Here is a 4,181-nt window from a genome sequence, read left to right on the forward strand (position 1 = left end):
CAGGCATGGAACACCATGGTGGAAACCGTAGAGCGGGGCAGCGCGCCGGCCACGCCCAATCGTTACGCCCATCTGGCCGAAGCGGCGCCAGTCAGGAACCTGGCCGATATCGAAGCGCGCGACACACCCAGGCAGCCCACGGGTTTATCCGAGTTTGACCGGGTGCTCGGTGGCGGGCTGGTCCCCGGTGGTGTGGTGCTGATCGGCGGCGATCCGGGTATCGGCAAGTCAACGCTATTGCTGCAGGCACTGGCAGCGCTCTCGCTGCGCACACAGGTGCTGTATATCACCGGTGAAGAATCTGCAGAGCAGGTTGCCTTGCGCGCCAAGCGCCTGGATCTGGCTACCGGCGCGGTGCAACTGGTGGCGGAAATTCAGCTTGAAAGCATTCAGGCAGTGTTGCAACAGTACAAGCCTGCCGTCGCCGTTATCGATTCCATACAAACATTGTATTCCGCAGAATTGTCGTCCGCTCCGGGGTCGGTTTCCCAAGTACGCGAATGCGCTGCGCAACTGACCCGCATTGCCAAGCAGACCGGCGTTGCCATGGTCATGATCGGCCATGTGACCAAGGACGGCACACTGGCCGGCCCCCGTGTCCTGGAACACATTGTCGATACGGTCCTGTATTTCGAAGGGGAAACCGACTCGTCCTACCGTCTGATCCGGGCCTTCAAGAACCGCTATGGTGCGGTGAACGAGCTGGGTGTGTTCGCCATGACAGACAAGGGGCTCAAGGGCGTGAGTAACCCTTCAGCACTGTTTCTGTCGCAGCACACCGACAATGTGCCCGGGTCCTGCGTGGTTGCTACCCAGGAAGGCAGCCGCCCGCTGCTGGTCGAGATCCAGGCGCTGGTCGACACCGCACATGTTCCCAATCCACGGCGCCTGACGCTGGGCGTTGACGGCAGCCGCCTGGCCATGTTGCTGGCAGTATTGCACCGTCACGCGGGCGTGGCGACCTATGATCAGGACGTTTTTGTCAATGCCGTGGGCGGGGTCCGTATTACCGAAACCGCAACCGATTTGCCCGTCTTGCTGGCCATCCTCTCGTCGCTGCGCAACAAGCCTTTGCCCAAAGGGCTGATTGCCTTTGGCGAAGTGGGGCTGGCCGGTGAAGTGCGTCCGGCACCGCGCGGGCAGGAGCGGTTGCGCGAGGCGGCCAAGCTGGGTTTCAGCCTGGCATTGATTCCCAAACACAATGCGCCCAGGCAACCGATAGAAGGACTGGAAATCAAGGCTGTTTCTCGCCTGGACGAAGTGCTGGAGCTGATTCGCTAGACACGGGCTTGGTCTGCACGATGGCCACGGCAGACGCACGCCCCTGATCGCTATCAAACGCGAGACCGATAGTGGGGCAGGCAAGGCGGGCGATCCAGGGCGCTGTTTGCGGCCCGACAATCGGTGCCATTTTGGCAACCGGCAGGCAGCAAGCGCAGAACGGGCGGTGCGGCGATAAACCTCAGGGCCGGCTACTGGTTTTAGGACCAGTGACTGGCGCAGGTGCGCTGCGCACAGGCGTGTCGTGATGGCGGCTTGGTGCTGTTTGTAGTCCGGTCGCGTTCGACATGAATATTTGATGAGCGGTAACAGCATTGCTACCGGCTCGAACCGTTTTGAATTGAGAAAGCATGGATTGGTATCTGAATCTGCTGTTGTTTGTTTCGCTGGGCGCAGCCATTGGGTTTGTGGGCGCCATTGTCGGTATCGGCGGCGGGTTGATTGCCATTCCGATGCTGGCGCTGGTTTTTTCCATGCCGCAGCAACTGGCCCAGGGGACGGCCCTGCTCATGATTGCGTCCAATGTGGTGCTCACACTGCGCAATTACCACAAGCGCTCGCCCATTGATTTTCGCAGCGTGGCCATCGGGGTGGCCGCCAACGTGGTTGCAACGCACCTGGCTGCGCTGGTGGCGCAGGACATGAGTCCCGTCGTGCTGCGTAATCTGTTCGCGCTTTTCCTGGGTTCAGTGGCCACCTTTTATGTGTGGCAGACCCTGCGCAAGGGCAAAAAACGCGAAGCGGCCGAGGCCGGCCCTCTCCGGCGCATGGGCTTTATACAATATGTCATACTGGGTTCTATTTCAGGCGCGATCGGCGGCCTGTTCGGCGTGGGTGGTTCGCTCATTCTGGTGCCGGTCATGACGGTGGTCTACCGGTTTCGGCAGACATCGGCGCAGGCGATGGCGCTGTCCATGATACTTCCCGGTACACTGGTGGCACTCATTACTTATTCGTGGCACGGCAATACCGACTGGACGGTGGGCATTGCCTTGTCCCTGGGCGGTATGCTGATGATCCGTCAGGGCGTGCGCCTGGCTTTTTATCTGCCCGAGCGTACACTTAAACTCATCTTTGCCGGCGTCCTGTATCTGACAGTGGCGTTGCTGTTATTGAAATAAATCTCTACATTTCAGGAGAACATTTTGGGTCCCTTGGCAATATGGCAAATGGCATGGCGCCTGTTTCGCCGCGACTGGCTGTCAGGGGAGTTGCGTCTGCTGGCGCTGGCCCTGGTAGTGGCGGTCACTGCGGTCTGCAGCGTGGGTTTTCTTGCCGATCGCGTCTCTTCGGGCCTGAATGACAACGCCGGCCAGGTGCTGGGCGCAGATCTGTTGTTCGAATCCGATACGCCCATCGAACCGGAGGTCGTCGAGCAGGCCCACGCGATGGCGCTGCAAACGGCCAAGACCTGGCAGTTTCCTTCCATGGTGACGTTTGACGGGCAGTCCAGGCTGGCCTCCATCAAAGTGGTGTCAGAGGGTTATCCATTGAAGGGAACGGTCACGCTCCAGGGTGCGGGCGATAACGCAAAAAGCCAGAACAGACAGGCTGTGCAGAACATTCCACCGGCAGGCACGGTTTGGGTGGACCCGGCATTGCTGGCCCAGTTGCAGGCGGCGCCAGACGCACAGTTGCGCGTCGGCATGAAAACACTGCAGGTATCGGCAATCATTGAAAATGAGCCCGATCGCAATGTCGCCTTTGTAAATATTGCCCCGCGCCTGATGATGAACGAAGCGGACATGCAGGCCACCGGGCTGCTGGTGCCGGGCAGCCGGGTCAAGGAAACCCTGCTGATGGCCGGCGATGCCGAGGCAGTCACGCAAATGCGCACCTGGTTGACAGCCAGGCCGGCCAAGGGGCGCCAGATCATTGGCACCGATTCGGCCCGCCCCGAGATCCGGGCGTCGCTCGATCGCGCTGAGCAGTTCCTGTCCCTGGTCTCGGTCTTAAGCGTCATGATCGCCAGCGTGGCCATTGCTCTTGCGGCCCGCCGGTTTTCTGCGCGCCACCAGGACGGGCTTGCCGTCATGCGTAGCCTGGGCGCCACCCAGGGAACCATCCTGAAGCTGGTTGCGATTGAGTTTTTGCTGATCGCCACGTTTGCCTCGGTTGCCGGTGTCGTACTGGGCCTGGCACTGCACTATGTGCTGATGTATTTTCTGGCCGGACTGATTCCGGCAACTTTGCCTGCGGTCTCCTGGGCGCCGGGCGTGGCTGGCCTGGTGACCGGCTGGGTGCTGGCCTTCGGGTTTTCCGTGATACCGGTGATGCACCTGTCGCGGGTGACGCCATTGAAGGCGCTGCGTCGCGAACTGGACCCCGGCGCAGGTCGGCCATTGATCGCCATTGGGGTCGGTATTGTCATCTGGGTCGGTTTGCTGTTGCTGCATACCGGCAACACCACACTGGCCTTGATCAGCGCCGCAGGTTTCATCGGGGCCATGCTGGTATGTGCGGCAATCACCTGGGCCATCCTGCGCCTGCTGGCCCAATTGCGCCACCGGCTGGTGTCGCGGCCGGTCCTGCGTTTTGCTTTGGCAGGCCTGGTGAACCGACGCGGCATGACGGTGGTGCAGATATGCGCGCTGACACTGGGCATCATGATTATCCTGCTGCTGGGCCTGCTACGCACCGATCTGCTGGCGGCCTGGCAGAACAACCTGCCTCCCGATGCGCCGAACCGTTTCCTGATCAATATTCAGCAGGATCAGAAACCGGCGCTGGGCGAAATGTTCGTCAAGGCCGGACTGGGCACGCCGCTGCTTGACCCCATGGTGCGGGGGCGTCTGGTCCGGATCGGCGACAAGGACGTGGATCCTTCGGCTTATGAGTCCGACCGCACCCAGCGGCTTGCAGAGCGTGAATTCAACCTGTCCTGGCTAAGCCAGTTGCCA

Annotated in this window: 3 protein-coding genes; all 3 read left to right on the forward strand. The window is 60.9% G+C overall.

Annotated elements, in window-relative coordinates; translation table 11 throughout:
• Positions 1 to 1,281, forward strand: a 1,281-nt coding sequence (gene radA, locus ACTIKR_RS20275) for a DNA repair protein RadA (RefSeq protein WP_442328859.1), incomplete at its 5' end; no start/stop codon positions are given.
• A 350-nt stretch (positions 1,282 to 1,631) separates the two neighbouring features.
• The gene (locus ACTIKR_RS20280) at positions 1,632 to 2,402 is read left to right on the forward strand and encodes a sulfite exporter TauE/SafE family protein (RefSeq protein ID WP_193088511.1); all 771 of its coding nucleotides are present in this window, start codon (positions 1,632 to 1,634) and stop codon (positions 2,400 to 2,402) included.
• A gap of 24 nt (positions 2,403 to 2,426) precedes the next feature.
• Positions 2,427 to 4,181, forward strand: a 1,755-nt coding sequence (locus tag ACTIKR_RS20285; RefSeq protein ID WP_442328860.1) for an ABC transporter permease, incomplete at its 3' end; no start/stop codon positions are given.

The sequence above is a fragment of the Advenella sp. genome (assembly GCF_052108595.1).
Lineage (GTDB): Bacteria > Pseudomonadota > Gammaproteobacteria > Burkholderiales > Burkholderiaceae_B > Advenella.